At 64.8% G+C, this 22,565-nt stretch carries 22 protein-coding genes; 5 read left to right on the top strand and 17 right to left on the bottom strand.

The window, feature by feature from the left end:
* Nucleotides 1-58: 58 nt before the first annotated feature.
* The 4 genes from CO669_RS28215 to recO all read right to left on the bottom strand — a co-directional run bounded on the left by CO669_RS28215 (nucleotide 59) and on the right by recO (nucleotide 5,417).
* On the bottom strand, nucleotides 59-1,603 hold the full coding sequence (locus CO669_RS28215) for a GMC family oxidoreductase (RefSeq protein WP_097663215.1): 1,545 nt from the start codon (nucleotides 1,601-1,603) through the stop codon (nucleotides 59-61).
* A 366-nt stretch (nucleotides 1,604-1,969) separates the two neighbouring features.
* Entirely contained in the window at nucleotides 1,970-4,228 is a 2,259-nt protein-coding gene (gene parC / locus CO669_RS28205; protein ID WP_097663213.1) for a DNA topoisomerase IV subunit A, read from the bottom strand.
* A 60-nt stretch (nucleotides 4,229-4,288) separates the two neighbouring features.
* Nucleotides 4,289-4,564 (bottom strand): hypothetical protein, encoded by a 276-nt coding sequence (locus tag CO669_RS28200; protein ID WP_097663212.1) that lies wholly within the window; start codon nucleotides 4,562-4,564, stop codon nucleotides 4,289-4,291.
* A 100-nt stretch (nucleotides 4,565-4,664) separates the two neighbouring features.
* Nucleotides 4,665-5,417 (bottom strand): DNA repair protein RecO, encoded by a 753-nt coding sequence (recO, locus tag CO669_RS28195; RefSeq protein WP_097663211.1) that lies wholly within the window; start codon nucleotides 5,415-5,417, stop codon nucleotides 4,665-4,667.
* 57 nt (nucleotides 5,418-5,474) lie between these two features.
* Between recO and CO669_RS28190 the strand changes: the two genes are divergently transcribed.
* Nucleotides 5,475-5,789 carry a hypothetical protein gene (locus CO669_RS28190; RefSeq protein WP_097663210.1) on the top strand — a complete coding sequence of 105 codons (315 nt, stop codon included), beginning with the start codon at nucleotides 5,475-5,477 and terminating at the stop codon, nucleotides 5,787-5,789.
* A gap of 95 nt (nucleotides 5,790-5,884) precedes the next feature.
* On the opposite strand, the gene CO669_RS28185 is transcribed toward CO669_RS28190, so the two are convergent.
* The 8 genes from CO669_RS28185 to rpoZ all read right to left on the bottom strand — a co-directional run bounded on the left by CO669_RS28185 (nucleotide 5,885) and on the right by rpoZ (nucleotide 13,128).
* Nucleotides 5,885-6,265 (bottom strand): hypothetical protein, encoded by a 381-nt coding sequence (locus tag CO669_RS28185; RefSeq protein WP_097663209.1) that lies wholly within the window; start codon nucleotides 6,263-6,265, stop codon nucleotides 5,885-5,887.
* 21 nt (nucleotides 6,266-6,286) lie between these two features.
* Nucleotides 6,287-7,213, bottom strand: coding sequence for a GTPase Era (gene era, locus CO669_RS28180; RefSeq protein ID WP_097663208.1), 927 nt, complete (start codon nucleotides 7,211-7,213; stop codon nucleotides 6,287-6,289).
* On the bottom strand, nucleotides 7,203-8,018 hold the full coding sequence (gene rnc, locus CO669_RS28175; protein ID WP_097663207.1) for a ribonuclease III: 816 nt from the start codon (nucleotides 8,016-8,018) through the stop codon (nucleotides 7,203-7,205). Before rnc ends, era begins: the two co-directional genes overlap by 11 nt.
* Nucleotides 8,015-8,779: a signal peptidase I gene (gene lepB, locus CO669_RS28170; protein WP_097663206.1), complete on the bottom strand. Its 765-nt coding sequence runs from the start codon at nucleotides 8,777-8,779 to the stop codon at nucleotides 8,015-8,017. Before lepB ends, rnc begins: the two co-directional genes overlap by 4 nt.
* 250 nt (nucleotides 8,780-9,029) lie before the next feature.
* Nucleotides 9,030-9,449 carry a holo-ACP synthase gene (gene acpS, locus CO669_RS28165; RefSeq protein WP_080137036.1) on the bottom strand — a complete coding sequence of 140 codons (420 nt, stop codon included), beginning with the start codon at nucleotides 9,447-9,449 and terminating at the stop codon, nucleotides 9,030-9,032.
* On the bottom strand, nucleotides 9,446-10,198 hold the full coding sequence (locus CO669_RS28160) for a pyridoxine 5'-phosphate synthase (RefSeq protein WP_097663205.1): 753 nt from the start codon (nucleotides 10,196-10,198) through the stop codon (nucleotides 9,446-9,448). Before CO669_RS28160 ends, acpS begins: the two co-directional genes overlap by 4 nt.
* 45 nt (nucleotides 10,199-10,243) lie before the next feature.
* Entirely contained in the window at nucleotides 10,244-12,529 is a 2,286-nt protein-coding gene (locus tag CO669_RS28155) for a RelA/SpoT family protein (RefSeq protein ID WP_097663204.1), read from the bottom strand.
* A 206-nt stretch (nucleotides 12,530-12,735) separates the two neighbouring features.
* Nucleotides 12,736-13,128, bottom strand: a complete 393-nt coding sequence (gene rpoZ / locus CO669_RS28150; protein ID WP_008133017.1) for a DNA-directed RNA polymerase subunit omega — start codon at nucleotides 13,126-13,128, stop codon at nucleotides 12,736-12,738.
* A gap of 329 nt (nucleotides 13,129-13,457) precedes the next feature.
* Here rpoZ and CO669_RS28145 point away from each other — a divergent pair, with 329 nt between their 5' ends.
* Both CO669_RS28145 and CO669_RS28140 read left to right on the top strand, forming a co-directional pair.
* A complete protein-coding gene (locus tag CO669_RS28145; protein ID WP_008133019.1) occupies nucleotides 13,458-14,105 on the top strand; it encodes a LabA-like NYN domain-containing protein in 648 nt (215 codons plus the stop codon).
* Nucleotides 14,086-14,760: a uracil-DNA glycosylase gene (locus tag CO669_RS28140; protein ID WP_097663203.1), complete on the top strand. Its 675-nt coding sequence runs from the start codon at nucleotides 14,086-14,088 to the stop codon at nucleotides 14,758-14,760. Before CO669_RS28145 ends, CO669_RS28140 begins: the two co-directional genes overlap by 20 nt.
* On the opposite strand, the gene CO669_RS28135 is transcribed toward CO669_RS28140, so the two are convergent.
* From CO669_RS28135 to dapA, 4 genes are read right to left on the bottom strand one after another with little or no spacing between them, the layout of a single operon-like run.
* On the bottom strand, nucleotides 14,757-15,338 hold the full coding sequence (locus tag CO669_RS28135) for a peroxiredoxin (RefSeq protein ID WP_097663202.1): 582 nt from the start codon (nucleotides 15,336-15,338) through the stop codon (nucleotides 14,757-14,759). The genes CO669_RS28140 and CO669_RS28135 overlap by 4 nt on opposite strands.
* 4 nt (nucleotides 15,339-15,342) lie before the next feature.
* Entirely contained in the window at nucleotides 15,343-15,816 is a 474-nt protein-coding gene (smpB, locus tag CO669_RS28130) for an SsrA-binding protein SmpB (RefSeq protein ID WP_018644570.1), read from the bottom strand.
* 59 nt (nucleotides 15,817-15,875) lie between these two features.
* Nucleotides 15,876-16,289, bottom strand: coding sequence for a large conductance mechanosensitive channel protein MscL (gene mscL, locus CO669_RS28125; protein ID WP_198964310.1), 414 nt, complete (start codon nucleotides 16,287-16,289; stop codon nucleotides 15,876-15,878).
* A gap of 50 nt (nucleotides 16,290-16,339) precedes the next feature.
* The gene (gene dapA / locus CO669_RS28120) at nucleotides 16,340-17,230 is read right to left on the bottom strand and encodes a 4-hydroxy-tetrahydrodipicolinate synthase (protein WP_097663200.1); all 891 of its coding nucleotides are present in this window, start codon (nucleotides 17,228-17,230) and stop codon (nucleotides 16,340-16,342) included.
* 278 nt (nucleotides 17,231-17,508) lie between these two features.
* On the opposite strand from dapA, the gene CO669_RS28115 reads away from it, so the two are divergent.
* Both CO669_RS28115 and CO669_RS28110 read left to right on the top strand, forming a co-directional pair.
* Complete coding sequence (locus CO669_RS28115; RefSeq protein ID WP_198964309.1) at nucleotides 17,509-19,929, top strand: lytic transglycosylase domain-containing protein; 2,421 nt, start codon at nucleotides 17,509-17,511, stop codon at nucleotides 19,927-19,929.
* A gap of 191 nt (nucleotides 19,930-20,120) precedes the next feature.
* A complete protein-coding gene (locus CO669_RS28110; protein WP_143278752.1) occupies nucleotides 20,121-20,387 on the top strand; it encodes a hypothetical protein in 267 nt (88 codons plus the stop codon).
* Between the two features lie 169 nt (nucleotides 20,388-20,556).
* On the opposite strand, the gene CO669_RS28105 is transcribed toward CO669_RS28110, so the two are convergent.
* Nucleotides 20,557-22,128, bottom strand: coding sequence for a porin (locus tag CO669_RS28105; protein WP_097663197.1), 1,572 nt, complete (start codon nucleotides 22,126-22,128; stop codon nucleotides 20,557-20,559).
* Between the last annotated feature and the right edge of the window lie 437 nt (nucleotides 22,129-22,565).

Here is a 22,565-nt window from a genome sequence, read left to right as displayed (position 1 = left end):
TGAGGCCACGACGTACTGGATGCCCTGATCAAGCCGGGGCATGACACCGTCGTTGTGGCTACCGCATCATCATCCGCGCGATCGCCTCGCCGATCACCACCGTGGTGAAATGCGTGTTGGCGCGGCAGTCGGACGGCATGATCGAGGCGTCGGCGACGCGCAAACCCGCGATGCCCTTCACGGAGCCATCCGGATTGACCACGCCATCGGCATCATTGGTGCCGGTCATGCGGCAGCTGCCGGCGGCGTGCTGGATGTCGCCGGTCTCGCGGCGCAGCACCGCGTCGAGCTCGTGATCCGGCAAGCGAGCGGCCTGCGGCAGCGTCAAATCCGTGTCGGCGAGCCGGATCCAGTCGGCAATATCGGACAGCGCCGGCTGCGACGTGATCACCGCGAGGCGCCTCACCGCGTCCATCATGCGCAGCATGTCGCGGGGATCGGCCAGCATGTTCTCCTCGACGATGGGATCGATCGCGGGATCGGTCGAGGCCAGCTTGAGCGTGCCACGGGAGTACGCGTTGAACAGCCCGGCGCCGATCGCGCCGGGCATGCCGATGCCGCGATGATTGAAGGCGATCAGGATCATGTCGCGCTTGCCGCCGTCGGCGAGATCAGAAGAATAGGTCACGCAGCAATTGGTGTGGCGGGTGTCGGGATCGGTGGGACGCAGCTGCTCGCGAAGCTGGATCGTGGTACGAAACAGCGGGTGATCGAAATAGTGGCGGCCGACCGGCAGATCGCGTGCGACGCCAATTCCCATCGCCTTCAATTCCTGGGCCGGGCCGACGCCCGAGCGCAGCAGGATTGCGGGGCTGTGGATGGCGCCGGCGCAGAGCACGATCTGCCGCGCGCCGATCTCGTGAGTGCCCTGCCCCTCGATGTGAACGCGGACGCCGGTGGCGCGGCCGTCGCTGATCAGGACGCGATCGACCAGCGCATGCCCGCGGATCTCCAGATTGGCGCGGCCACGCGCCGGTTCGAGATAGCCCTCATTGGTGCTGATGCGGCGCAAGTCGCGGCTGTTGATGGGATAGCAGGCAACGCCCTCGCCATCGGGGCCGTTGAGGTCGGCACACCAGGGATAGCCGCTCGCGAGCGCGGCATCGCGCAGGCCCCGGTCGATCGGGCCCCATGTTTCTGGCGGCGCGCGATAGACCGGCAGCGGCCCGCCGCGTCCGTGGCCCTCGGCGTCGCCGAACTCGAGATCGTCCTCGATCACGGAGAACAGCGGCATCACGTCCTTCGCCGACCAGCCGGTGCAGCCATCGGCGGCCCATTCGTCGAAGGCATCGGCGACGCCGCGGATCGCGATCTGGCCGTTCATCATCGAGGAGCCGCCGAGCCCCTTGCCGCGCCAGTAGAAGCGCGGCTCCTGCCCGGCCACGCGGCGCGACAACAGATCGGGCCACTGCCATTTCTCCTGGTACTCGCGTTTGTGGATGATCGGGATCGGGTTCGGCGTCCGCACCTCCCAGGGCGCCTCATCGGCGCGCCAGTCGCGGCCGGCTTCGAGCAACAGCACGCGCCGCGCGGGATCCTCGGACAGCCTTGCGGCCACGGCGGCGCCGGCGGAGCCGCCGCCGACAACAATGACATCATACATCGCGCTATTTCTCGACATTCGGGAAGACCGGCGTGTCGGACGGTACCAGAGCGCGGTGGGCGGTGGTATGCGAATTCGAGAGCGGGGCTGTCGCAGCCCGTCATTGCGAGCGTGACGAGGCAATCCAGGACTACCGCCGCGGAAAGACTCTGGATTGCTTCGCGGAGTTCGCAATGACGGTGGGGATGCAGGTGCGCGTCGCACCACTGCTGTCATCGCCCGGCCAGTGCGCAATTGCGCACTAGGACCGGGCGATCCAGTATCCCAGAGGCGTCGATGATTGAACCGAGAAGCCGCGGCGTACTGGATGCCCCGGTCAAGCCGGGGCATGACACCAATGTTGGGGCAACAGCGCGTGCTGCCGCCCTACCCGATCGCCTTGCCGAACTTGTTCGACTTCGGGAAACCCTTCGGCGGCAGGCGGCCGGCATCGGCGCGGGTGCCTTGCCACTCCGAGAGCTCCTTCATGGTCGCGGAGAATTCGCGGCCCGCGGAGTCCTTCCAGGTGAGGCCCGCCTTGGCCTCGAACACGGCGATATCCGAGAGGCCGCCGTCCTTGTATTTCTGCAGGCGCACGCCGCGGCCGCGGGCCATTTCCGGCACCTGGTCGAGCGGGAACACCAGCATCTTGCGGTTCTCGCCGATGACAGCGACGGTGTCGCCGAGCACCTCGGTGATCGCGCGCGCCTCGTTCGGCATGTCGACGTTGAGGACCTGCTTGCCCTTCTTGGTGGTGCCGACGCAATCGTCCTCGTTGACGACGAAGCCCTGGCCCTCGTGGCTGGCGACCAGGAATTTGCGTCCGCCCTTGTTGACGAACAGCGCGACGGGCGCGGCCTCCTGCTCGAGGTCGATGAACAGGCGGATCGGCTCGCCGTGTCCGCGGCCGCCCGGCAGCTTGGCGACGTCGAGCGTGTAGAACTTGCCGTTGGTGGCGAACAGCAGGAGCTTCGAGGTGGTCTCGGCGAAGAACGCAAAGCCGAGCTTGTCGTCCTGCTTGAAGGCGAGCCCCGAGAGGTCCTCGACGTGCCCCTTCATGGTGCGGATCCAGCCCTTGTCGGAGACGACGACCGTCACCGGCTCGCGCTCGACGAGGGCTTCCTCCATCGCGGCGAGATCGTGCTCGGGCGCATCGGCAAAGGTGGTGCGGCGCTTGCCGAGCGGCGTCTTCGGTCCGAACATGTCGCGGACCTTGCCGACCTGCTCGCCGACCTTCTTCCACTGCTCGGCTTCGGAGGCGAGCACCGCGTTGATGCCCTTGAGCTCGGCACGGAGGTTCTTGTCCTCGGTGCGGATCTCCATTTCCTCCAGCTTGCGCAAGGAGCGCAAGCGCATGTTGAGGATGGCTTCGGCCTGCACCTCGGTGAGCTTGAACTCCTTCATCAAGGCCGGCTTCGGCTCATCCTCGGTGCGGATGATCTTGATGACCTTGTCGATGTTGAGATAGGCGATCAGTAAGCCGCCGAGCACTTCCAAGCGGTGCTCGATCTGCGCCTTGCGGTAGTTGCTGCGGCGGATCAGGACGTCGCGCAGATGGTCGAGCCATTCGCGCAGGCACTCCGCCAGCCCCACCACCTTGGGGACACGGCCCTTGATCAGGACGTTGAGGTTCAGCGGAATCTTGTTCTCGAGCTCGGTGAGCCGGAACAGCGATTCCATCATCAGGGCGGGATCGACGTTTTTCGACTTCGGCTCGATCACGATGCGGACGTCTTCGGCCGACTCGTCCCTGATGTCGCCGACCAGCGGCAGCTTCTTCTGGTCGAGCAGCTCGGCGACCTTCTCGATCAGCCGCGACTTCTGTACCAGGAAGGGAATCTCGGTGACGACGACGACCCAGGTGCCGCGCGCGCCCTCCTCCTGCGACCAGCGCGCACGAACGCGGAACGAGCCGCGGCCGGTGGTGTAGGCTTCGGCAATCGCCTGCTTGGAATCGACGCAGATGCCGCCGGTCGGGAAATCGGGCCCCTTGACCCATTTCATCAGCGCCTTCGACTTCGCGTCGGGCTTCTCGATCAGGTGCAGCGCGGCTTCGCAGAGCTCGGCGGCGTTGTGCGGCGGGATCGAGGTCGCCATGCCGACCGCGATGCCCTGCGCGCCGTTGGCGAGCAGGTTCGGGAAGCCGCCGGGCAGCACGACCGGTTCCTTCGACTGGCCGTCGTAATTGGGACGGAATTCGACGCCGTCCTCGTCGATTCCTTCGAGCAGAAGCCGCGCGACGTCGGTCATGCGCGCTTCGGTGTAGCGGTAGGCGGCCGGGTTATCGCCGTCGATATTGCCGAAATTGCCCTGGCCGTCGACCAGCGGATAGCGCGAGGAGAAGTCCTGCGCCAGGCGCACCATGGCGTCGTAGATGGCCTGGTCGCCGTGCGGGTGGAACGAGCCCATCACGTCGCCGACGATCTTGGCGGACTTCTTGAAGGCGGTGCCGGGGTCGAGCCTAAGCAGGCGCATGCCGTAGAGGATGCGGCGGTGAACGGGCTTCAGGCCGTCGCGCGCATCCGGCAGCGCGCGGTGCATGATGGTGGAGAGCGCATAGGCGAGGTAGCGCTCTTCCAGCGCTTCCTGCAGCCGGACCTCGTGAATTTCGGCCGGTTCTTCCGGCGGAACGATTCGTTTTCCCATGCCGCCCGGTTAAACCGTGGAAGGGAATCGGGCAAGGATGGATTGGTTCCCTGGGGCGGCCTACTGGCCGGCCCAGCCGGCCGTCACCGTCGGGGTCTGGGCCTGGCTCGGAACCGGCGCATTGGTCAGGCAACGCCGGGCGGCCTCGATTTCAGCCTCGGTCGCCCCCTTCGACCGTGCCCATGTCTCTGCGGCCGCAGCGGAATATTTGGCCACATAGTACCGGACGACCGTGCAGGATGCCCGGCGAAACACACCGGGTTGCGGCTCACCGGCCATGGCATCAGGCGCGAACGCGAGCAGCGCCGCGGACAAGGCGAATCCCCTGATCAACATTTAGGCTGTCCCCGTTGTGGAACCTCAAGGGCGAACTCGACCAGCCCGATTTCGTTCCCGGGAACCCCATGTGATGAAGCAAGGCAGAGTCCCGCTTCGCTCATGGCGCGGGGATCGCCGCCCTCGCCTGCTGCCGGGTCAGGGCGTTGATGAAGCCTGCCCGCGCGTCGGAATGGCCCTGCCCGCGCGGCTCCAGCACGTGGCGCAGCAGGAAAAGTCCCGTCAGCCGAAAGCCATCCTGCAGATCCTGGTCCGTGAGCTCGCTGGCGGTTTCGCCATGGCGCAGGAAAGGCGGCAGGCGCAGCAGCCGGTCGCGCCACGGCTCGCCGGCGCCGCGCGACACCGCCCCGCCGGATTTCGGCGAGACATAGATCAGATCGGTGGTCTCGCCGGTCACCGCGCAATTCTCCAGCGCCAGCCCGAAGCCGAGCTCGGCCAGCATCGCCAGCTCGAAATGGATGAGGTGGACGGCCGCGCTGCCGATATCGTCGAAATCATCCAGCGAATGTTCGAGCAGCGCGAAAATTTCCTCGTGCGGATCACGCTCCGGCAACAGCCGCGCGATCGAGGCCAGATGGGTAACGCCATAGACCCCGTGAGAGGATCCCAGCAGCGTCGCCGCGCGGAGCTTCAGTCCCTCGATGGCATACGTGCCGAGGTGCTCGTCGAGCCGCGCCCGCCACACCGCGCTGACGCTGTTGCCCGGCTGCAGCAGCGGCCGCAGCCGCGAGCTGGCACCGCCACGAACAAGACCGAGATGCCGGCCGTGCGCGCGGGTCAGCAATTCGACAATGGCACTGGATTCGCCATGCCGCCGCACGCCCAGCACGATGCCTTCGTCGGTCCATTCCATCCGACAAATATAGCGCTATATGTCCTGACGCAGAAGATCGGAGACGCCCTGGATCACATGGACATCGTTGCCGGTTTGTTTGTCTCAATCCTCGAGCTGGTCGTCTGGCTGCTCTGGTGGGTCGTCTTCGACGCCCTGCCGACGATTTTCTATTTTACGGCCGTGGCTGTGTTGTTCGCAGTCACATGGGGCAAGGTCAGGGTCGAATTCCCCAAAGTCATGACCAGGATCGGTTGGACCGGCTTCCTGCAGATCACGCGTTCCGGCGAAGACCGGGTGATCCTGTCCCCGGCGCTCGGCGTGATCGTCGGATTTGTCATCTGGGCCATCATCGTGAGCGCGGCGATCATCGTCCACACTTACCGACCGTAGGGCGGATTAGCCGAAGGCGTAATCCGCCGCATCGTCCGTGCCTGAGAATGGCGGATTACGCTTCGCTAATCCGCCCTACGGCACCGCGCGTAACTTCACGCGTTGAACCAGCCCTGTGCGTCGCCGCTGAAGGAGAAGTAAAGGCCCATCGTGGTCAGCGCGCAGGAGACGATCTCGATGGCGCTGTCGAGCTCCAGGCCCTTCTCGCCGATGATCTGGCCGAGCGAGATCACCGACAGCACGAGCGCCGCCGCCAGCACCCAGCGCGGCCAGTTCTTGCGCCAATGCGCAGCCAGCCAGACGAAGTAGACCAGCAGCAGGATCATGCCGCCGGCGAGCACGGTCGCCGTCATGATCATCTGCTCGGTCATCTCGGCATTGGGCGTGCGGTCCTGCACCGCGACCGAGACGGCATCCAGCATCAACGATGCATAGAGCAGCGCTTCGAAGCGCCTGACATTGCTGGGCACGCTCATCGGAAACCGATCTGTTCTTGCTTATTCCCTGGGGAAGTCCAGGCCCATTTCGCGGTAGCGATCGGGATCGTCGCCCCAGTTCTCGCGCACCTTGACGAACAGGAACAGATGCACCGGCACGTCCAGGATCTGCATGAGCTCCTTGCGCGAGTCCGCGCCGATCGACTTGATGGTGGCGCCGCCCTTGCCGAGCACGATCTTGCGCTGGCTTTCGCGCTCGACGAAGATCGTCTGCTCGATGCGCACCGACTTGTCCTTGCGCTCCTCCCACTTGTCGGTCTCGACCGTGGACTGGTAGGGCAATTCCTGGTGCAGCTTCTGATAGATTTTTTCGCGCGTGATCTCGGCCGCCAGCTGCCGCATCGGCGCATCCGACATCTGGTCCTCGGGATAGAGATACGGTCCCGGCGGCACCATCTCGGCGAGCGTCTTGCGGATGTCGTCGACGCCGTCGCCCGAGATCGCCGCGATCATGAAGGTGCGCGCGAACTTCATGCGCTCGTTGGCGGCCTGCGCCAGCGCCAGCAGCTTCTCGCGCTGGACCAGATCGACCTTGTTGATGACGAGGATCTTGTCGTGATTGACGCTGGCGGCCTTGGTCAGGATCGCCTCGGCCTCCTCGTCGATGCCCGTCTTGGCATCGAGCAGCACGCAGACGAGATCGGCGTCATGCGCCCCGCTCCAGGCGGTCGAGACCATGGCGCGGTCGAGCCGCCGCTTCGGCAGAAAGATGCCGGGCGTGTCGACCAGGATGATCTGCGCATTGTTCTCGATCACGATGCCGCGGATCAGCGCGCGCGTGGTCTGCACCTTGCGCGAGACGATCGTGACCTTGGCGCCGACCAGCGCATTGACCAGCGTCGACTTGCCGACATTCGGCGCGCCGATCAGCGCGACGAAACCGCAGCGCGTCGCAGTGGGCGTCTCGCCGCTCGTTTCAGCCGTCATTGCCGCCGCCAACGCCTTCACGCTCGATCATCACTGAAGCTGCTACTTTCTCCGCCGCGCGCTTGCTGCCGCCGATGCCTTCGGCCGGCGCCAGTCCCGGCAGGTCGACGGCGACGCGGAATTGCGGGTCGTGATGCGGGCCGGTGCGCTCGACCTCGCGGTAAACCGGCGTCGGCAGCCCCTTCCCTTGCGCCCATTCCTGCAGCACGGTCTTGGGGTCTCGCAAGGGACGGCGCGGCTTGTGCATGCGCTCGGTCCAGTTGCGCTTGACGAACTCGGCCACCGCCGCGTAGCCGCCGTCGAGGAAGACGGCGCCGATCACGGCCTCGCAGATGTCGCCGAGAATGGATTTGCGCAGGCGGGCATCGGCGCTGGAGCCGACCGAGCCGAGCTTGATGTCGTCGAGCAGTCCGAGCGACTTGGCAACGTCCGCGCAGCTTTCCTTGCGCACGAGCTCGGCAAGACGCTTGGACAGCTCGCCCTCATCGGCGTTCGGGAAGGCGTGATAGAGCATGTCGGAGACGACGAGCCCGAGCACGTGGTCGCCGAGGAATTCCAGCCGCTGATAGCTGTCGCCGCGCTTGCGCCCGGACTTCAGCGCCGAGACATGCGTGATCGCCTGCATCAAGAGGTTCGGATCCGAAAAGCTGTACCCAATGCGCGCCTCGAGCGCCGCATTCGCATCGGTCGCCTTGGCCTTGCGCACCCGCCTCTTCTTCGCAGGCGTCTTGGTTGCAGCTTCGCTCTCGGGAGCGGCTTGCGCCTCGATGGATTGGGTCGCGATGTCCTTGGCTTCGTCTTTCATCGGACGATTTTGAAGAAGCGATTCCAGCGCACCGCCCACGGCCAGCGCCAGAACATCCAGGCATGCTCGCCTTCGGCGATGGAGAAGAAGATCATCTGGGCGCGGCCGATCAGATTCTCCTGCGGCACATAGCCGACCTGGCCGAGGAAGCGGCTGTCGGTGGAGTTGTCGCGGTTGTCGCCCATCATGAAGAAATGGCCAGCGGGCACGGTATAGACGTTGGTGTTGTCCACGTAGCCGTTGTCGGCGCAATCGAGCGTCTCATAGGACACGCCGTTTGGCAGCGTTTCCTTCCAGCGCTTCACCCGGGAGATGCCGCCACCCTCCGAGCCGCATGGCTCCTCGCCGACATATTCGCTCATCCGCTGCCGCTCGACCGGCGCGTCGTTGATGTAGAGCAGCCCGTCCCGCATCTGGATGCGGTCGCCGGGAAGGCCGATCACGCGCTTGATGTAGTCGGTGGAATCGTCCTTCGGCAGGCGAAACACGACGATGTCGCCGCGTTGCGGGTCCGAGCCCCAGACCCGCCCGGAGAACAGCGGCGGCGAGAACGGAATCGAGTAATGGCTGTAGCCGTAGGAATATTTCGAGACGAACAGATAGTCGCCGACCAGCAGCGTCGCCTTCATCGAGCCGGACGGGATGTTGAAGGGCTGGAACAGGAAGGTACGGATCACCAGCGCGATCAGGAGAGCGTGGATCACGACCCGGATCGTTTCGCCGACGCCGCTCTCAGTTTTCGTTCCCGAAGTCACGCTCATTGCTCTCTCAATTCCGGCCGGCGATCACAGAGCGCCCTCCTCCCGCGAACGGCCCACCGGTTCGCGGCGCAAGGAGATTGTCCTGATTCTGATAGTGAGGGCCAATTCCGGCGTAAAGCCGAATTTACCCAAGCTGATTTGCGTCCGCGGACTTTTAGACGGTTGTCGGAGGCCACGCAATGAAAGATCGCACCAAAACTTCCTAAGACATTGAATTTCAATAAGAATTATAACATGGCGACAATCAGGATCAGGGCTTGGCCAGCGGGACGGCGGAAATGATGACGAAGGCCTGCGCCAGCGGCCAGTCGTCGGTGATCGACAGGTCGATCCGGGGCTCGAACCCTTCCGGCGTCAGGGCCTGAAGCCGGGCCAGCGCCCCGCCGGTCAGCTGCATGGTCGGCCGTCCGCCCGGCAGGTTGACCACCCCCATATCGCGCCACCAGACCCCGCGCCGGATGCCGGTGCCGAGCGCCTTGGAGCAGGCCTCCTTGGCGGCGAAGCGCTTGGCGTAGGTCGCGACCACCATTTTCTCGTTCTTGGCGCGGCGCTCCGCCTTGGCCCGCTCGGCCGCGGTGAAGATGCGGTCGAGGAAGCGCTCGCCGTGACGCTCGATCACCTTGGCGACGCGGGTGATGTCGATCAGATCGGAGCCGATGCCGATGATCATGCCCGGCTCCGGCCACGGTCCATCGCCGCGCGCATGCTGCGCACCGTCTCGGCCAACCCCACGAACAGCGCCTCGCCGATCATGTAATAGCCGATGTTGAGCTCCATGATCTCAGGCAGCGCCGCGATCGTCTCCGCAGTCGCATAGTCGAGCCCGTGGCCGGCATGGACCTCCAGCCCGGCAGCCTTGGCCAGCTTCACGCCTGCCACGATCCGCTTCCACTCGGCCTCGGCTTTCTCGATGTGGCCGTCGGTGACAGCGTCGCACCAGGCGCCGGTGTGGATCTCGATCACGGGCGCGCGCAGACGCGCCGCCATCTCGATCTGGGCGGGATCGGCGGCGATGAAGAGGGAGACGCGGATACCGGCATCGTTCAGGCGCGCGATATAGGGCGCGAGCGCATTGTGCTGGCCGACGACGTCCAGCCCGCCTTCGGTGGTGACCTCCTGGCGGCGCTCCGGCACCAGGCACACGGCGTGCGGCCTGGTGGCGAGCGAGATGCGCATCATGTCGTCGGTCGCCGCCATCTCGAAATTGAGGGGCTTGGTGATCTCGGCCTTCAGCCGGGCCATGTCCTCGTCGCGGATGTGCCGGCGATCCTCGCGCAGATGCGCGGTGATGCCGTCGGCGCCGGCCTCGATCGCCAAGAGCGCGGCGCGCACCGGATCGGGATGGCGGCCACCGCGTGCGTTACGCACCGTTGCGACGTGATCGATGTTGACGCCGAGGCGAAGTGGAGAAGCAGGCATTTCAGGACTCGCGAAATCAGAGGAACCGGCGCATGCGAGATGCGCCTATCCATTAACACGTTCGACTTTGGCGACGACCGCCTTCGCCCGCAGCTGGGCCAGGATCGCGCTCAGATGCTTTAGATCGTAGACTTCGAGATCGATCGTCGTCTCCGTGAAGTCGGGCGAGCGGCGCTGCATGCTGATGTTGTCGATGTTGCCGTCGTGCTCGGCGATCACGGTCGCGATCTGCGCCAGCGCGCCGGGCTCGTTGACGTTCTCGACCTTGATGCGGGCCGGGAAGCGCTGCGGCGCGGAGTCCTCGATGTCCCAGCGGACGTCGAGCCAGCGCTCCGGCTCCTCCTCGAAATCCTTCAACGCCGGCGCCTGGATCGGGTAGATCGTGATGCCCTCGCCCGGCGTGACGATGCCGACGATACGGTCTCCGGGCACGGCGCCGCCGTTCGGCGCGAACTTGATCGGCAGATCGGAATTGATGCCGCGAATCGGAATCGCGACCGGGCTGCGCGGCGGCTCCGACGATTTCTCCTTGAGCTTGGCGGCGAGCCCCTTTTTCGCGCCGTAGCGCGCGATGCGTTCTTCCTTGTAGTCGGGATACATCGCACGCGCGACGTGGGAGGCCTTGATTTCGCCGCGCCCCACGGCCGCCATCACGTCCTCGATCGAGGTGCGCGCGAGCCGCGGCAGCGCGCCCTTGAGCTTGTCGTCGGCGTATTCGATCTTGGCGCGCTCGAACAGGCGCTCGACGATGCGCCGGCCGAGACCGGCATATTGATCGCGCACCGCGGTCCGGGTGGCGCGGCGGATCGCGGCGCGCGCCTTGCCGGTGACCGCAAGGGTTTCCCAGGCCGAGGGCGGCGCCGATTGCGCTTCCGAGGTCAGCACCTCGACCTCGTCGCCGTTCTGCAGCTCCGAGGACAGCGGCGCGAACTGGCCGTTGATCTTGCAGCCGACCGCGCTGTTGCCGACGTCGGTATGCACGGCATAGGCGAAGTCGATCACGTTGGCGTGGCGCGGCAGCGCGATCAGCTTGCCCTTCGGGGTGAAGCAGAACACCTGGTCGTGGAACAGCTCGAGCTTGGTGTGCTCGAGGAATTCCTCCGGATTGGCGCTCTCCGAGAGGATGCCGATGGTGTGGCGCAGCCAGGCGAAGGCGTTGGATTCGCGCTTGAGGAATTCGTTCGGCGAGCCCACCCCCTCCTTGTAGAACACATGCGCGGCGATGCCGCGCTCGGCGATCTGGTCCATCGCCTCGGTGCGGATCTGCAGCTCGACGCGCTGGTTGCCGGGACCGATCACCGTGGTGTGGATCGAGCGGTAGTCATTCTGCTTCGGGGTCGAGATGTAGTCCTTGAAGCGCCCCGGCACGACCGGCCAGGTGGTGTGCACGATGCCGAGCGCGCGATAGCAGGCCTCGATGTCGTTGACGACGAGGCGGAAGCCGAAGATGTCGGACAATTGCTCGAAGCCGACCGACTTGCGCTCCATCTTGGTCCAGATCGAGAACGGCTTCTTGCGACGGCCATACACCCGCGCGCCCAGGCCCCGGTGGCGCAGGTTGTTGGAGAGCTGGTCCTCGATCTCGCCGATCAGATTGCGGTTGCGGTCGGCGAGCGCGTCGAGGCGCTGCATTACGACCGAATAGGCTTCGGGATCGAGGGTGCGGAAGGATAGATCCTCCAGCTCCTCGCGCATTTCCTGCATGCCCATGCGCCCCGCGAGCGGCGCATAGATGTCGAGCGTCTCCTCGGCGATGCGCCGGCGCGATTCGGTCGGCACGAAGTCCAGCGTGCGCATGTTGTGCAGACGGTCGGCGAGCTTGACCAGGAGCACGCGGACATCGTCGGCAATGGCCAGCAACAATTTGCGCAGATTCTCGGCCTGCTTGGCCTCCCGCGACACCAGCTCCAACCGCTTCAGCTTGGTCAGGCCCTCGACCAGCGCGCCGATCTCCGGCCCGAAGATCTGGTCGATCTCGGCCCGCGTCGCTTCGGTGTCCTCGATCGTGTCGTGCAGCAGCGCGGCCACGATGGTGGCGTCGTCGAGCTTGAGGTCGGTGAGAATCGCCGCCACTTCGAGCGGGTGCGAGAAATACGGATCGCCCGAGGCGCGGGTCTGAGAGCCATGCGCCTTCATGGCGTAGACGTAGGCGCGGTTCAGCAGGTCCTCGTTGGTGTTGGGGTTGTAGGACCGAACGCGCTCGACGAGGTCATATTGACGCATCATCCGCGCGCGGGGCTTGGCCGGACGCGCGACCGGCGCAGTCGGGGCCACGGCAACCGATTCGGTTGCGGCCTGCATCTGCGAGGGTCTGCGACGCCGATATACCATGCCGTCCTGCCTTCAAACGGGCCTGGGCCTGCCCGTTGTATACATCTTAGCTCCGATCGCGTTTGTGTCCGATCAATTCAGTGACAGGGCGCATCGCCAATCGACCACGCTATGGTAACCACGAAAACGTCAACAAAAGCAAAGGCCCGAACAATGGTTCGGGCCTTTGATAAAATCACAAGAAGTCGACGATCGCGACGGACGATTTACTCGTCTTCCTCGGGCTGCTCCTCGGGCGGGGCGAGGCCTTCGAGACCCTTCAGGAGCTCTTCCTCGGTCATCCGCTCGACGGCAACTTCGGTATCGTCCGCATCGACGCTGGCGCCAGCGGAACCGATCAGCGGCACCGTGTCCGGCTCGGGCTCGTCGACCTCGACGAACTTCTGGAGCGAGTGGACCAGCTCCTCGCGGAGGTCCTCCGGCGAGATGGTCGTGTCGGCAATTTCGCGCAAAGACACAACAGGGTTCTTGTCGTTATCGCGGTCAACCGTTAGTTGTGAACCGGATGAAATCATGCGGGCACGGTGGGCGGCCAGCAGGACCAAGTCAAACCGGTTGTCGACCTTGTCGATACAATCTTCTACGGTGACGCGAGCCATGGACTGTCGCTCCGTTGTGGGTGGGACGAAATATGTGGATGATTGGGGGTAGTTATAGGGGTCAGGCCGGTTTCGCAAGGCCAATTTGTGATTTGGCCTCGCCAAACGGCTCTGCTACCCCCACATTGGGGCTGGGATGGGTAGTTTCCCGGGCTGCCATCGAGGGCAGCGCCGGGTCTATGCAAGTCCGCCATAACTATACCTTGATTGCCCCGACTTCTCCGGATTTGCAGTTTCGAGGGTCTTAGCGGCACTTTAGAAATGCGCGGCCTGCTGTCGCCGCGCCAACAATAAAACGATCAATCACGAACACTACGCGAGCAAACTGAATGTCACCTTCTCCGACCAACAAGATCGCGCTCTTCATCGATGGGGCCAATCTCTACGCGACGGCCAAGACTCTGGGCTTCGACATCGATTACAAGCGCCTGCTGAAGGAGTTTCAGAGCCGCGGGACGCTGCTTCGGGCGTTCTACTACACCGCGATCATCGAGGATCAGGAATACTCCTCGATCCGCCCGCTGATCGACTGGCTGGACTACAACGGCTACACCGTCGTCACCAAGGCGACCAAGGAATTCATCGACGCTTCCGGCCGCCGCAAGGTCAAGGGCAACATGGATATCGAGCTCGCCGTGGACGCCATGGAGCTCGCCGAGCACATCGACCAGATGGTGCTGTTCTCCGGTGACGGCGACTTCCGCTCCCTGGTCGAGGCCGTGCAGCGCCGCGGCGTGCGGGTCACGGTGATCTCCACCATCGCCAGCCAGCCGCCGATGATCGCCGACGAGCTGCGCCGCCAGGCCGACGTCTTCACCGATCTGGTCGAGCTGCAGTCCAAGCTCGGTCGCGATCCGTCCGAACGTCCCGCCCCGCGCGACCGCGGCGAGCGTGGCGAAGGCCGCCACCACGCCCCGCAATTCCTCCAGCGCGCAACCACGATGGCGCCGAGGGGCGATGACGACTTCGAGGAGTGAGGCGGCACGCTCCAGCCGCCAGCCTCCCACCGTCGTTCCCGACCGTGATTGTCCGCTCTGTCCGCGCCTGGTTGCCTTTCGCGCGGCCAATCGTGCGCGCGAGCCGTCATGGCACAATGCGCCGGTTGCGCCCTTCGGCGACATCAAGGCGCGCCTCCTGATCGTCGGCCTCGCGCCGGGGATGCAGGGTGCCAACCGCACCGGCCGCCCCTTCACCGGCGATTATGCCGGCGACCTGCTCTATGCCACGCTGCTCGAATACGGCTTTGCCAAGGGCAGCTATCAGGCGCGCCCCGATGACGGCCTGAAGCTGGTGGACTGCCGGATCGCCAATGCCGTGCATTGCGTTCCGCCGCAGAACAAGCCACTGCCGGTCGAGATCAATACCTGCCGGCAGTTTCTGGTCGCCAATCTCGAGACGATGCCGAAGCTGCGCGCGATCGTCGCGCTCGGGCGGATTGCGCACGACAGCGTGCTCAAGCCGCTGAAGCTGAAGGCCTCCCAGGCCCCCTTCGGCCATGGCGCGGTGCATCAGGCCGGCGCGTTCAAGCTCTACGACAGCTATCACTGCTCGCGCTACAACACGAACACCGGCGTGCTGACGCCCGACATGTTCCGCTCGGTGTTCGCGAAGGTGAAGGCGGACCTGGATTAGGCGCGAACCGGGTTGGCCTTCAGCCAGTCCAGGACGTCGCCGGCATTCCGGTCCGGTGGAAACACCGGATAGAACACGTGCGTGATCCTGCCGTCGTCGATTACAAGCGCAAGACGCTTGATCAGCGTCAGGCCCGCGACCTCCATGGTCGGCAGCTTCAAGGCGTGCGTGAGCGCGAGCTTTTCGTCCGACAGCACGGGGAACGGCAGATGCAGCCGTGAGGCCATCTCGGTCTGGTAGTCGTTGCTCTGGGTCGACAGACCGAACACATGGGCGGCGCCGGCAGCCCTCAGCTCGGCGAACAGATCGCGAAACGCGCAGGTCTGCGGCGTGCAACCGCGCGCCCCCGGAATCATGTCCCAATCGTCCACCAGCGCGATCTTGCCGGGCTCGCCCGTGCGCGGATAGGCGAACACCACGGTTCGGCCGCGCAGGGCGGACAGGGTCACCGAGGTGTCGTTGGTCGCGCGCAGGCCGATCGGCGGCACCACCATGCCGGTCAGATGCGCGGCCGCACCATCGTCGGCTGGCGCGGGAATCTGGGTCCAATCGACCTCGAGCAGGTTCCGCTGATTCATCGCGCTATCCCCTCGCCCGCAGCAGGCGCCCCTTCTCCCGGCTCCAGTCCCGCTTCTTCTCGCTCTCGCGCTTGTCGTGGAGCTTCTTGCCCTTTGCAACCGCGAGCTGCAATTTGGCGCGACCACGCTCGTTGAAATAGAGCTTGAGCGGAATCAGCGTCATGCCCTCGCGGTCGACGGCGCCCATCAGTTTGTTGATCTGCCGGCGATGCAGCAGCAGTTTCCGCGGTCGCTTGGGCTCGTGATTGAAGCGATTGCCCTGCAAATATTCGGGAATGGTGGCGTTGATCAGCCAGATCTCGCCGTCCTTGGAATCGGCGTAGGATTCCGCGATCGTGCTCTTGCCGTTGCGGATCGACTTGACCTCGGTTCCGGTCAGCGCAATGCCCGCCTCGATCGTATCCTCGATCGCATAGTTGAAGCGGGCCTTGCGATTTTCCGCCATGACCTTGATTGGACGTTCGTTTTTATCGGCCATGGTGGACAAACCTGAGGAAGATGCAGGCGTAAGCTAGCAGTCTGGTTGAAGCGCGCGCGTCACTTCTTGAGGAGATCGCGGATCTCGGTCAGCAGCACGACCTCGGCCGACGGCTTCGGCGGCTCCGCGGGCTTCGTCTCTTCCTTCCGCTTCAGCGTGTTCATGGCGCGGATCACCAGGAACAACACGAAAGCGACGATGATGAAGTTGATCGTGAGCGTCAGGAAGCTGCCGTAAGCAAGTACGGCGCCTTGCTTTTTCGCATCCGCCAAGTTGGTGGCGGTCACCGCCTTCGACAAGGGGACGAAGTAGTTCGAGAAGTCGAGCCCACCGGTCGCGGCGCCGATGAGCGGCATGATGATGTCACCGACCAGCGACGTGACGATGGCGCCGAAGGCCGCGCCGATGATGACGCCGACCGCGAGATCGACGACATTGCCCTTCATGGCGAACTCGCGGAACTCCGTGAGCATCTTCCTACCCTTCTCGTCGACGCTCATGAACGGCTCCCGAACTGGCTAGATCAGTTGATCAGCCCAGCATGAACCATGGCGCTGCGCACGGCAACGCGCGTCGACTCGGTGACCGGCACCATCGGCAGGCGCAGCGTCTCGTCCAGCTTGCCGAGCAGCGACATCGCGTACTTGATCGGAGCCGGATTGCTCTCGATGAAGAGGTTGTTGTGCAGCGGCATCAGCTTGTCGTGGATCGCGAGGGCTGCCTTGGTGTCGCCCTTCTGCCAGGCGGCGTGGAATTCCGAGCACAGGCGCGGCGCGACGTTCGAGGTCACCGAGATGCAGCCGTGGCCGCCATGGGCCATGTAGCCGATGATGGTGGCGTCCTCGCCCGAGAGCTGGTTGAAGTCCTCGCCCATCGCGGCACGCTGCTGCGACACGCGGACCATGCTCGCGGTGGCGTCCTTGACGCCGGCGATGTTCTTCAGCTCCCATAGCCGCGTCATGGTGTCGACCGACATGTCGATCACCGAGCGCGGCGGGATGTTGTAGATGATGATCGGAATACCGATGGCGTCGTTGATCGCCTTGAAGTGCTGGTACATGCCTTCCTGGGTCGGCTTGTTGTAGTACGGCGTCACCACCAGCACGGCATTCGCGCCCGCCTTCTCGGCGTGCTGGGCGAGCTCGATCGCCTCCTTGGTCGAGTTGGAGCCGGCGCCGGCAACGACGGGGACGCGGCCCTTGGCCTCCTCGATGCACCACTCGACCACCTTCTTGTGCTCGTCATGGCTGAGCGTCGGGCTCTCGCCTGTCGTGCCGACCGGGACGAGGCCGTTGGTGCCTTCGGATATCTGCCAATTGACCAGGGAGCGGAACGCCGCTTCATCCAGCGAGCCGTTCTTGAACGGGGTGACCAAGGCGGTGAACGACCCCCGGAATTTCGTCTTGGCTGCCATGGACTTCCTCCGTACGCGGCATCTCTCGAGCAAGCCCCTTTCATATCGGGTCTACCCCGCCGGTAAAAGGCCCGCAGCCCGGTGACGCACCGTTTAGGCCGCGATTTTGCCGCGGTGGTGGTGCAAATCGGCCCGAGGTAAGCGGCTGTTGGTATTTTGTCCGCATATTCAATCAAATACAGCTAGATCTTGAGCCACTTGACTGATTCGGGGCGACGAAACCCGTGACCTCATTCCCTCGTGCCGCCTGGCGATCCACTGGCCTCGTCCTGTCCCTGATGGCAGGGCTGTCGGTTGGCAGCGCCGTTCTGGCCAAGTCCAATGAGACGACCGCGGAGACCGCCAAGGACACGGCGAAGCCCAGCGCCAAGGACGCAGCGAAAGGTTCGTCCAAGGGAGCCGGCACGGGAGCCAGCAAGGGAACCTCCAAGGACGCAACCAAGGACGCAACCAAGGGCGCGAGCAAGGGCACAACGGCAGCCCCCGCCAAGGACGCCGCGAAGAAGCCGGCCAAGGATAGCGGCAAGGATACCGGTAAGGATGCGGGCAAGAGCGCCGGCAAAGACGCCGCGAATGACAAGCCCAAGCCTGCCGCGGCGGCGCCTGCGCCGAAATCACACCCGACGGCCAGCAGTTCGCCACCAAAATCGGCCCCCGCGCCGGCCGCGACGGCGACCGTCAGACCTTCCGCCCCTGCCCCGCGCGCTGTCGCGGCCCCCGTGCTGGCGCCGGCAACCCGCCAGCATGCCGCGCCGCGCAAGCCGGTCGTCCCGGCCGCGGTGGCAGCGACGTCATCGACGCCGCAGGGCGACAAGGAGACCCTGGAGAGCGTCATCGAGCTGGTACGCAAGCGCAAGGGGGCTGACGCCACCAATGCCGCGGCCGGCATCTCCGATCCGGTTGCGCGAAAACTCGCGGAATGGATCATCCTGCGCAGCGAGGACAATGGCGCGACCGTGGAGCGCTACCGCGCCTTCCTGTCCGCCAATCCGAGCTGGCCGTCGCAGACCTTCCTGCGCCGGCGCCTCGAAGCTGCGATGTGGGACGACAGGCGCGACGAGTCCGTGGCGTGGTCGTGGTTCGAGAGCGAGTCGCCGATCTCCGCCAAGGGCCGCTTCACGCTCGCCAGGGCGATGCTGGCGCGCGGCGATCGCGCCAACGCCGAGCGGCTGGTGCGCGAGGCCTGGCGCAGCGATCCGATGTCGGAGGACACCGAGAACAACGCGCTCGACCAGTTCGGCGCGCTGCTGACGGCCGGCGACCAGAAGGCGCGGATGGACACCCTGCTCTACGGCAGCGAGAACGAGGCCGCGATGCGCGCCGCGAAGCGCCTCGGCGCCGGCTACGTCGCGCTGGCCAAGGCCCGCATCGCCGCCGTCAAGAAGGCGCCCAACGCGCGCGCGCTGCTGGATGCCGTGCCGCGCGAGCTGCACAGCGATCCCGGCTTCATCTTCAGCAAGATCCAGCTGCTGCGCCGCGAGGAGAAGTTCGCGGAAGCGGCGCAGCTGATGCTGTCCGCGCCGAAGGATCCGGGCCGCCTCCATAATCTCGACGAATGGTGGATCGAGCGGCGCCTGCTGGCGCGCAAGATGATCGACACCGAGGAATTCCGCAGCGCCTATCTGATCGCGCGCGACGCCGCGCTGCCCTCGCGCGACATCTACAAGACCGAGCAGGAGTTCACCGCCGGTTGGATCGCGCTGCGCTTCCTCAACGATCCCGCGGCCGCCAGCCAGCATTTTGCCCGCATCGGCGTCGGCAGCGTCAATCCGACCGCGCTGGCGCGCGCCGGCTATTGGCAGGGCCGCGCCGCGGAAGCCATGGGCCGCCAGCAGGAAGCGCGTAACGCCTATGCGCGCGCCGCCGAGCAATCGACCAGCTATTACGGCCAGCTGGCGCGCGCCAAACTCGGCCTGCCGCAGATCGAGCTCAACAGCCAGCCGCGCGGCCGCGGCGCCGAACGGCTCGAGATCGTGCGTGCCGCGCATCTGCTCTACGAGCTCGACGAACGCGAGATGGCGATCCCGCTGCTGGCCGACATGGGCGAGAACGGCGATCCCGAGGCGCTTGCCGGCCTCGGCGAGCTTACCCAGCGCTACAACGACGCGCGCGGCATGCTGCTGCTCGGCAAGGCCGCGCTCAACCGCGGCTTGCCCTTCGACTTCTACGCCTATCCCGTCAACGGCATTCCGCAGTTCACGCCGATCGGCCCCGAGGTCGAGCGCAGCATCGTCTACGCGATCGCCCGGCAGGAAAGCGCGTTCAACCCGGCGGTGGTCTCGCCGGCACAGGCTTACGGTCTGATGCAGGTGACGCCGGACGCCGCGCGCTATGTTTGCAAGCGGCACGGCGCGACCTACGACCTCGGCCGATTGAAGAACGATTCGGTCTACAACGCCACGCTCGGCTCGGCCGAGCTCGGCGGACTGCTCGAGGATTACCGCGGCTCCTACATCATGACCTTTGCCGCTTACAATGCCGGTCGCGGTAGCGTGAAGAAGTGGATCGAGCGCTACGGCGATCCGCGCGATCCCAAGGTCGACGCGGTCGATTGGGTCGAGCTGATTCCGTTCTCGGAGACGCGCAATTACGTGCAGCGGATCATGGAGAACCTGCAGGTCTATCGCGCCCGCTTCGGCGGCGGCACCCGCTTGCAGATCGAAGCCGATTTGCGCCGCGGCGCCGGCAGCGTGGAATAGCGCCCTCTTCGCCTGGGCCATCTCAGGCCGATCTTGAGCCGGCCTTGGACTGTCCTTGGGCCGTCCTTGGGCCGAGCGCGCGCAATTCCGACGACACATCTCTGGATTGAACGAGACGTTCGTCACGCGTGCTGCTATCCTCCGTCCGGGTCGCCTTTGCCCACCCGGACAACAAGAAAAGGAGGATAGCGATGAAGACGTTGACGATGTCGGTGCTTGCTCTCGTCTCCATGTCGATCGTTCCGTTGAACGCCGCCCCGATCAAAGTCGCGGCCCAGACAGGCAGCGGTTCAGGCAGCGGTCCGTGGGTCGGATGCTCCCTGTCCGGTGCCGCAGTCCAGAACTGCCGAAACGTCCTCGGTTTCAAGAGCTTCTTCGAGTGCCAAAGCAACAGGATGGAGCGCGGCTGGACCAGCGTCGAGAGCTCCTATTACTGCCGGGCCCTGGACCTGAAATAAGGGCGGTTCAATTCACGACGCGAAAGGCCGCCCCGATGGGCGGCCTTTTTCGTAGCGAAGGGCGCGAGCCCTCTCCCTCCCCTTGGTCAGGACCACCCGCCTCGCGACCAAAAGAAAAACCCCGGCGATTTCTCGCCGGGGCTCTCTAGATCAGGTCGTTAGACCGAGCTTACCAGTTGCGCTGAGCGCGGAGGAGCAGGGTGATGGTGTCCTGATCCTTCAGCTGGTACACAGCGGCCGGCTTGGCCGTCGTGCCGGCACCAACGTAGGCAACGTCGCCCGAGTACTTCTGGTCGAGGTGGGTCCAGTTGACGTCGGCCGAGAAGGTCAGGTTCTTGACCGGGGTCCAACGGGTGATCAGACCGAGCTGGGCGATCGCGAAGTCAGGGTTACAAGCCGTGACACCGGCGAGGCCGCCGAACACGCCGCCAGTACCGGTCGCGCCGCAGAGCGCGGTCTTGGCCTGCGAACCGAACTGCGCCTGAGCGTAGGCACCGTAGATCGCAGTGTTCCAGTAGGGATCCCAGTTGTGCGTGTAAGCACCACGGAAGCCCCAGGTCTTCACAGTCTCCTGCTGGCTGCCCGTGGTGAACACGGTGTCCGGAGCGATGGCGAAGCCGACGCTCTGATACGACCCGTTGCTCGCGCTGCCGAACATCGAGTAGCTGCCGCCCGACAGGTTCTGGAAGTTGTAGCGGGACGCGCCGTCGGTGTAGACGCCCTGGATGTTGATCACGTCACCCGCGCCGGTCGGGATGTTCTTGATCGACAGAGCGAGCTGAACAGCCCAGCCCCACTTGTCGTCCGGATGACCGGTCGGCTCGGTGGCGCCGTAGTAGGCAACGTGGTTGTCATGCGCAGCGACCGACGCCTGGAAGAGACCCCAAGCCTGGTCGACACGAACCATACCGACGAGGTTCGGCGAACGCGAGCCACCGATGGCGTTGGAGCCATAGGAGCCGCCGATCATGCCGGCCGCAGTCGCGCCGGTCATGTTCAGGTTGCCGGCCTGGTAGTAGGCCGTCGCGTCTTCAGCCGAGAACGACGCCGTCACGCCCTGACCGAAGTCAGCGGTGTAGGTGAACTGGTTGACACCAGTGACCGTGCCCGAACCACCGACGAGGCTGTCGAAGTTGTTGCCGGGATAGTTGGTCCAGGGCGCGTCGAACTGCGACACGGCCTTACCCATCGTGAAGCCAGCGAACTGGATGAAGGCGTAGTACACGCCGAGCGAGCCGCCCGAGGTCGCGCCGTCGGTGCCGTTGACCGCCGAACCAACCAGAGCCGGTGTGCCGGAGGTGTTGAGCGCCAGCGTGCTGCTGTAGGCAGTGGTGCCGGTCGCGCTGCCCGTGCCGGCGTAGTTGCCGGTGGTCCAGGAGAACACGCCGTCGAAGAAGGTACGGACGACGCCGTACTCGGTCGCGGTGCGCGTGTCGATGTTGAGATCTTCACGAGCGCGCATGGTGTAGTAGTTCGTCAGACGGTTGCGCGCGCCGTTGTTCGACGTGAGCTGGCCGCTGAAGTCCGAGTTGGTGTTCAGCGCGACTTCAGCGCGCAGATAACCACCCAGCTTGATGCAGGTGTCGGTGCCCGGGATGTAGTAGAAACCCGCGCCGTACAGCGAGCAGATCTTGACGTATTCGACCGCCTTGGCCTTCACGGGCAGATCGGCTGCTTGAGCTCCGCCCACGGCGATCAGACCCGCCGCTGAGCCGAGCAAAAGGCTCTTAACCAACTTCATGTTAAACCTCCAAGTTGCTCTTCAGGGAAGGTCACTGACCGGACGGCCAATTCCCCAACCCCCTCTAAATCACCGCCTTGGCCCCCTTCGCGCCTTCGGACACACCCGCATGAACGCGAGGGACTTAAGCGAATGACCTAAACGGGACGACCTCGGGATGCCCCCCTCCGTCGCTCAGTCACAATTACCGAACGTCCTTGCACACACAACAACAGAACGCTCCGAAACGGGCCGATGAAGCTTGTTTTCCAACGGGTGTTGCACAAATAACACGCAGATGTGATCGCAACGCCCTTACAACATATTGTTTTTGTTATCGTTTTTCCGACGGTTCCATTTGCCGCCAAAACTCCTCACCTGAGGCGGGCCCGACCTCGCGTCCCGCAGTTGCGACGCTGAGGAGGTTCGAATCGTAGAATCAGGCCGGGACTCGGAGG

It is taken from the genome of Bradyrhizobium sp. Y36 (assembly GCF_002531575.1).
GTDB lineage: Bacteria > Pseudomonadota > Alphaproteobacteria > Rhizobiales > Xanthobacteraceae > Bradyrhizobium.
Note: the sequence above shows the minus strand (reverse complement) of the source record. Positions and strands in the feature narration are given on the sequence as shown.

Coding starts and splice junctions, on each gene's coding strand:
- CO669_RS28215 (WP_097663215.1), bottom strand. CDS start 1,603: ATGTATGATGTCATTGTTGTCGGCGGCGGCTCCGCCGGCGCCGCCGTG.
- parC (WP_097663213.1), bottom strand. CDS start 4,228: ATGGGAAAACGAATCGTTCCGCCGGAAGAACCGGCCGAAATTCACGAG.
- CO669_RS28200 (WP_097663212.1), bottom strand. CDS start 4,564: ATGTTGATCAGGGGATTCGCCTTGTCCGCGGCGCTGCTCGCGTTCGCG.
- recO (WP_097663211.1), bottom strand. CDS start 5,417: ATGGAATGGACCGACGAAGGCATCGTGCTGGGCGTGCGGCGGCATGGC.
- CO669_RS28190 (WP_097663210.1), top strand. CDS start 5,475: ATGGACATCGTTGCCGGTTTGTTTGTCTCAATCCTCGAGCTGGTCGTC.
- CO669_RS28185 (WP_097663209.1), bottom strand. CDS start 6,265: ATGAGCGTGCCCAGCAATGTCAGGCGCTTCGAAGCGCTGCTCTATGCA.
- era (WP_097663208.1), bottom strand. CDS start 7,213: ATGACGGCTGAAACGAGCGGCGAGACGCCCACTGCGACGCGCTGCGGT.
- rnc (WP_097663207.1), bottom strand. CDS start 8,018: ATGAAAGACGAAGCCAAGGACATCGCGACCCAATCCATCGAGGCGCAA.
- lepB (WP_097663206.1), bottom strand. CDS start 8,779: ATGAGCGTGACTTCGGGAACGAAAACTGAGAGCGGCGTCGGCGAAACG.
- acpS (WP_080137036.1), bottom strand. CDS start 9,449: ATGATCATCGGCATCGGCTCCGATCTGATCGACATCACCCGCGTCGCC.
- CO669_RS28160 (WP_097663205.1), bottom strand. CDS start 10,198: ATGCCTGCTTCTCCACTTCGCCTCGGCGTCAACATCGATCACGTCGCA.
- CO669_RS28155 (WP_097663204.1), bottom strand. CDS start 12,529: ATGGTATATCGGCGTCGCAGACCCTCGCAGATGCAGGCCGCAACCGAA.
- rpoZ (WP_008133017.1), bottom strand. CDS start 13,128: ATGGCTCGCGTCACCGTAGAAGATTGTATCGACAAGGTCGACAACCGG.
- CO669_RS28145 (WP_008133019.1), top strand. CDS start 13,458: ATGTCACCTTCTCCGACCAACAAGATCGCGCTCTTCATCGATGGGGCC.
- CO669_RS28140 (WP_097663203.1), top strand. CDS start 14,086: ATGACGACTTCGAGGAGTGAGGCGGCACGCTCCAGCCGCCAGCCTCCC.
- CO669_RS28135 (WP_097663202.1), bottom strand. CDS start 15,338: ATGAATCAGCGGAACCTGCTCGAGGTCGATTGGACCCAGATTCCCGCG.
- smpB (WP_018644570.1), bottom strand. CDS start 15,816: ATGGCCGATAAAAACGAACGTCCAATCAAGGTCATGGCGGAAAATCGC.
- mscL (WP_198964310.1), bottom strand. CDS start 16,289: ATGCTCACGGAGTTCCGCGAGTTCGCCATGAAGGGCAATGTCGTCGAT.
- dapA (WP_097663200.1), bottom strand. CDS start 17,230: ATGGCAGCCAAGACGAAATTCCGGGGGTCGTTCACCGCCTTGGTCACC.
- CO669_RS28115 (WP_198964309.1), top strand. CDS start 17,509: ATGGCAGGGCTGTCGGTTGGCAGCGCCGTTCTGGCCAAGTCCAATGAG.
- CO669_RS28110 (WP_143278752.1), top strand. CDS start 20,121: ATGAAGACGTTGACGATGTCGGTGCTTGCTCTCGTCTCCATGTCGATC.
- CO669_RS28105 (WP_097663197.1), bottom strand. CDS start 22,128: ATGAAGTTGGTTAAGAGCCTTTTGCTCGGCTCAGCGGCGGGTCTGATC.